Below are 1,538 nucleotides of genomic sequence, written 5' to 3' on the forward strand. Positions count from 1 at the left end.
CGCGCCGCCGGCGGCAGCGTCAGCGCGTAGTCCACCAGGTCGTTGTCGGTGAAGGACGCGCTCACCCGGATGTGCGAACAGAACATGGTCAACGGGTACGAGAGGCACCGCCGCTGGCGCTGCAGCAGGTTTACGACCATCGCGCGGTCCCTCGCGTCCTCAGCCTGCGCCTGCCGCAACGTCGCGGAGAGCGTCGCCGCCGTCGCATCCTGCGCCCGGCGGTACACCCCGGGCTTGAGCAGGCCGGCGAGCTCCCGCTCCTGGAATACCAGCCGGTGCTCCGCCAGGCTCATCGCCTCCATCTGGTCCAGCGTCATCGGCGCATTGAGCCGGCGCCAGAACCCGAGCAGCGCGTCGCCGAAGAAGCCGGTCAGGAGCACCTCGGCGTCCAAGCCGATCGCGGCCCGGAGGTCCATGCCCCAGCCATGGTACGCGCCGAGCAAGCCATCCGTGAGCCAGACAAACGCCTCGGCATGGCGCGCCAGAAAATCCTCGCATAGCGGCACGAACCGGTGCGGCACGCCGGCGCGCCGCGCCAACTGGCGGCCCAAGGTGACGTCGTAGCTATGGGCATGGCCCGTGCTATAGGCGGTCAGGCGCGCGTCCGGGTGCGCGCGGCGCGCGAACCCGAGCACGGTGCGCGAATCCCACCCACCGCTGACCGGCACCGCGACCCGGCGCGCTGGGCCGATCCCGCGGCGCACGGCTGTCTGCATGCGTCGCCCTAACTCATCCGCCTGCTCTTCCAGCGTGCCTCTGGCCGTCGCCGCGAACCGCGGCTGCCAGTACGGCTCCACGGTCAGCGGCACCGGCGGCAGTGAGGCGGTGAGCGTGTGGCCCCCAGGTATGAGGCGGATCGCCGTGTACAGCGTCCGATCATCCTGCGGATAGCCCACAGACAGCGCCTGGGCGATCGCGATGGGATCTATTTGGCGGTTCACGCCCGGATGCGCCAGCAGCGCCTTCACTTCCGACGCGAACGCGAGGCCCTCCGGCACGCGCGCGTAATACACCTTGCGGAGGCTCCACCGGTCCGTCACCAGTTGCAACCGTTTCGACCCAGCGTCCCAGAGGCCGATGGTGAAGTCGCCGTTGAGCTGCGCGAACGGTGCGAGCCCGTGCGCGCGGTACGCGTACAAGAGCGCCGCCGCCCGGTCCAGCCCCGCGTGCTGGGACGCACCGAAGCGCGACGCCACCTCGGCCACGTTGTGGACCGTGCCGGCCACGAACAGGCTCACCGGTCTGGCCTGCGCCGTGTCCAGTTGATCCGTAGGCTGCGGCGCCGTGTACACCACGCCGAGCGCGTCCGCCTGCCACTGCGCGGTCGTTGTCGAGGACGCGTGCCGCAGCAGGTGTAGCGCCGCGTGCAGCCATGCGCCGCGGGTCTTTGGGTCGTTCGAGATGATCCCCGCGAGCCCGGCCATCACGCGCCGTTCCCCGTCGAGTTCCGGCCGCGGAGGCGGCCGGAACTCGATCCCGAAGCCGGCCCGGAATCAGCCAGGGCCGGCGAGGGACCGCCGAACGCCCGGCCCGGCCAC

General features: G+C 71.1%; 1 protein-coding gene. It reads right to left on the reverse strand.

What is annotated here, in order from left to right:
* The coding region (locus tag Q8Q85_04315; GenBank protein ID MDP3773470.1) for an asparagine synthase-related protein at positions 1-1,424 on the reverse strand (1,424 nt) is incomplete at its 3' end.
* Positions 1,425-1,538: the final 114 nt, after the last annotated feature.

This window comes from Gemmatimonadales bacterium, from assembly GCA_030697825.1.
Taxonomy (GTDB): Bacteria; Gemmatimonadota; Gemmatimonadetes; order Gemmatimonadales; family JACORV01; genus JACORV01.